General features: G+C 74.8%; 1 protein-coding gene. It reads right to left on the bottom strand.

The annotated features are described in order from the left end of the window. Positions 1-4,602 (bottom strand): type I polyketide synthase (locus PUR71_RS01350; RefSeq protein WP_329924421.1); only part of this gene is annotated, 4,602 nt, incomplete at both ends.

The following is a 4,602-nucleotide window of genomic DNA, read 5'->3' on the forward strand; positions in this document are numbered from 1 at the left end:
CAGCATCGGGTCCATCAACGGGGAGTGGAAGGCGTGCGAGACCTTCAGCCGCGTGGTCTTGCGGTCGGCGAAGTGCTTCTCGATCGCCGCGACGGCCTCCTCCGTCCCGGAGACGACGACGGAGGTCGGGCCGTTGACGGCCGCGATCGACACGAACTCGCCCAGCAGCGGCAGGACTTCCTCCTCCGTCGCCTGCACCGCCAGCATCGCACCACCGGACGGCAGCGCCTGCATCAACCGGCCCCGAGCACTCACGAGCCTGCAGGCGTCCGCCAACGAGAACACCCCGGCCACATGCGCCGCCGCGACCTCACCGATCGAGTGCCCCGCCACGAACTCCGGCTCCACACCCAACGACTCCAGCAACCGGAACAGCGCCACCTCGACCGCGAACAACCCGGCCTGGGCGTATGCGGTCCGGTTCAACAGCTCCGCATCGTCACCCCACACCACATCCCGCAAAGCCGGATCCAGCTCCACACACACCTCGTCGAAAGCGCGGGCGAAAACCGGGAACCGGGCGGACAACTCCCGTCCCATCCCGAGTCGCTGCGACCCCTGCCCGGAGAAGAGCAGCGCGAGCCGCCGCTCTCCCGCCGCGCCGCGCGCCACCTCGCCGCCGTCCAGCAGCACCGCCCGGTGCCCGAACCGCGACCGCCCGGCCAGCGACAGCCCCACGTCCACCGCCGGACCGTCCAGGCCGCCGAGCCGAGCGAGCTGCGCGTCAAGCGCCGCCTCCGAGGCCCCCGAGACCACCCACGGCACGACGCCCGGCGTCACGGCCGCTTCCTCGGCGGGCTCGACGGTCGGCGCCTGCTCGACGATCACGTGGGCGTTCGTCCCGCTGATCCCGAAGGACGAGACCCCGGCGCGGCGCGGGTGCCCGGCCTCGGGCCACTCGCGCGCCTCCGTGAGGAGTTCCACCGCGCCCGCCGACCAGTCGACGTGCGAGGACGGCGCGTCGACGTACAGCGTCTTCGGCAGCACGCCCGCCCGCATCGCCGCCACCATCTTGATCACTCCCGCGACGCCGGCCGCCGCCTGGGTGTGCCCGAGGTTGGACTTCACCGACCCCAGGTACAGCGGGAGTTCACGGTCCTGCCCGTAGGTGGCGAGGAGCGCCTGGGCCTCGATCGGGTCGCCCAGCGTCGTCCCCGTCCCGTGCGCCTCGACGGCGTCGACCTCGGCGGGCGACAGCCCCGCGTTGGCGAGGGCCTGGCGGATGACGCGCTGCTGGGACGGCCCGTTGGGCGCGGTGAGGCCGTTGGAAGCGCCGTCCTGGTTCACGGCGGAACCCCGCACGACGGCCAGCACCGGGTGCCCGTTGCGCCGGGCGTCCGAAAGGCGCTCAAGCACCAGCACGCCGGCGCCCTCCGACCAGCCCGTCCCGTCCGCACCGTCCGCGAACGCCTTGCACCGCCCGTCCGTCGCGAGCCCGCCCTGCCGGGTGAAGCCGAGGAAGCTCATCGGCGTGGACAGCACGGTCACACCGCCGGCCAGGGCCAGCGTGCACTCGCCGCTGGTGAGGGACTGTGCGGCGAGGTGCATCGCCACGAGCGAGGAGGAGCAGGCGGTGTCGATGGTGAGTGCCGGGCCCTCCAGACCGAAGCAGTACGACACGCGGCCGGAGATCACGCTGTTGGCCAGCCCCGTGCTCGCGTGGCCCTCCACCTCCTCGCGGGAGTTCATCACCAGCGAGGCGTAGTCCTGGCCGGTCGTGCCGACGAAGACGCCGGTCCGGCTGCCGCGCAGCGCGGTCGGGTCGATGCCCGCCCGCTCGAAGGCTTCCCAGGAGGTCTCCAGCAGGAGCCGCTGCTGCGGGTCCATGGCGAGGGCCTCGCGCGGCGAGATGCCGAAGAAGCCCGCGTCGAAGTCCCCGAGGCCGGCGAGGAAGCCGCCCTGGCGGGTGGCGCTCACGCCGTGGCCGGTGCCGAAGAGCGCGTCGAGGTCCCAGCCGCGGTCGGTCGGGAAGTCGGTGATGCCGTCGCGGCCCTCGCTCAGGAGCCGCCAGAGGTCCTCTGGGGTCCGCACGCCGCCGGGCAGGCGGCAGGCCATGCCGACGATCGCGATCGGCTCCCCCGCGTCGGGGGTGGCGGGCATCGGGGCCGCCGCGTCGTCCGCCTCGTCGAGGAGTTTCCCGAGGAGGTGCGCGGCGAGGGCGTGCGGGGTCGGGTAGTCGAAGACCATCGTCGCCGGGAGCCGGAGCCCGGTGACCTCGGCGAGGCGGTTGCGCAGTTCGATCGCGGTGAGGGAGTCGAAGCCGAGGTCGCGGAACTCCCGTCCGGGGTCGACCGCCTGGCCCGTGGCGTGGCCGAGGACGCCGGCGGCCTCCGCGCGGACGAGGTCCAGCAGGTGGCGCAGCCGGTCGCCCTCGCGCAGCTCGTACAGGCGCGCTGCGAGCGCGGCGCCCGTGCCGTCGGCGCTCGCGGCCGTGCGGCGACCGCCGGGCAGGAGGGCGCGGAACATCGTCGGCACCTCACCGCGCGGGCGGGCACCGGCGGCCATGCGGCCGGTCGCGACGAGGTACGGCTCGTCGACGGCCATGGCGGCGTCGAGCAGGGCGAGGCCGTCCTCCTCGGCGAGGGGCGGGACTCCGGAGGAGCGGATGCGGTGCAGGTCGGCCTCGGTGAGGGTGCCGGTCATGCCGGCCGTGGGCACCCAGGCGCCCCAGCCGAGGGACTGCGCGGCGAGGCCCTGCTGACGGCGCCAGTGCGCCAGCGCGTCCAGGTAGACGTTCGCTGCGGCGTAGTTGCCCTGGCCCGCGCTGCCCAGGACGCCGGAAATGGACGAGAAGAGGACGAAGGCCTTGAGGTCCTGGTCCTTGGTCAGCTCGTGGAGGTTCCAGGCGGCATCGACCTTGGGGCGCAGGACGGCCGACAGGCGCTCGGGCGTCAGTGCGCTCACGACGCCGTCGTCCAGGACACCGGCCGCATGCACGACACCCGTGATCGTCCGGCCCTCCAGGGCCAGCGCGAGCGCCTCACGATCGGCGGCGTCACAGGCCACCACCTCGACGTCGGCGCCCAGCTCGCGCAGTTCCTCCAACCACGCGCCGACGCCTCCACGGCGGCTCAGCACCAGCAGCTCGCGCACGCCGTGCTCGGTCACCAGATGCCGGGCGACGAGACGGCCCAGACCGCCGGTGCCACCCGTGATCACGACCGTGCCCTCGCCCCAGCCCTCGGACGCACCGCCGCTCGCAGCGCGGGTCAGCCGGCCGACGCGCACGACGCCCTCGCGGACGGCCACCTGCGACTCGCCGGTCGCCAGCACGGCCTCCAACGGCAGCTCGCCGTCCGTGTCCACGAGCACGAACCGGCCGGGGTTCTCCGACTCGGCCGCCCGCACCAGGCCCCACACGGCCGCGCCGACGAGGTCGGACACCTCGCCGTCCGCCACGGCACCCCGCGTGACGAGGACGAGACGCGCGCCGGCGAAGCGCGGCTCGGCCAGCCACTCCTGCACCAGGCGCAGCACCCATGCCGTGACCTCGTGCACGTCCTCGGGCGTCGATCCGCCCGCCACCGGGACGACCACGGCCTCCGGCACGTCGTCGCCGACCTCCGAAAGCCCCGCGACCCGCGCGGACCGGACGTCGACCGGACGAGCAGGCGCGGCCGCGACCCACTCCAGCCGCAGCAACGAGCCGTTCGCCCCGTGGGAGCCGGCGGCCGGCTCGCCCAGCTCGACGGCCTCGGCCGACAGCACGGGCTCGCCCGCCGCATCGGCGAGGGCCAGCGACAGGGTGTCCGCGCCCGTCCGCACCAACCGCGCCCGCACCAGCGTGGCGCCCGTGGCGTGCAGTGACACCCCGGACCAGGCCGTGGGCACCAGCCCCCGGCCGTCCGCCCGGAGGACGGCGGCCGGCAACGCCGGATGCAGGCCGAACCCGGCCGCCGCACTGGCCGGTTCGACCGGGAGCTCGGCCTCGACGAAGGTCTCCTCGCCGCGCCGCCAGACGCGGATTCCGTCCGTGACCGCGTCGTCCGCGACCGAGCCGGTCGGCGGCCAGACCGCCGCGTCGAAGGCGGCGGCGCGCGCTCCCGTGGTCAGTACCCCGGTGGCGTGCTCGGTCCAGGGCTCGTCGAGGCCGCCATCGGGGCGCGAGAAGAACGTCACCGTCCGCGCGCCGGACTCGTCCGGCGCACCGGCCCGAACCTGGACCACCGTGCCACCGCCCGCACCCGCCAGGGCGAGCGGACGGGTCACGGCGAGCCGCTCGACCCGGTCGCAGCCGACGTGGTCGCCGACCCGGATCGCCAGCTCCAGGAACCCGACCGACGGGAAGACGCCCGCATCACCGTCCCACGCCACCATGCCGGGAGAGAGTCGACCGGTGAAGACGACGCTGTCCGTGCCCGCGAGCGGCAGGGCGGCGCCGAGCAGCGGGTGATCCGCCGCCAGCAGGCCTGCGGAGGCGACGTCGCCGACGCCGCTGCCGAGGGCGGGCCAGTAGTGCTGGTGTTGGAAGGGGTAGGTGGGCAGGTCGGTGCGGTTGGCGCCGGTGCCGTCGAAGAGCCGGGCCCAGTCGACGGGGACGCCGGTGACGTGCAGGCGGGCGAGGGCGGTGACGAGGGTGTGTTCCTCGGGCCGGTCGCGGCG

This window comes from Streptomyces sp. SP17BM10 (genome assembly GCF_036322405.1).
Lineage (GTDB): Bacteria > Actinomycetota > Actinomycetes > Streptomycetales > Streptomycetaceae > Kitasatospora.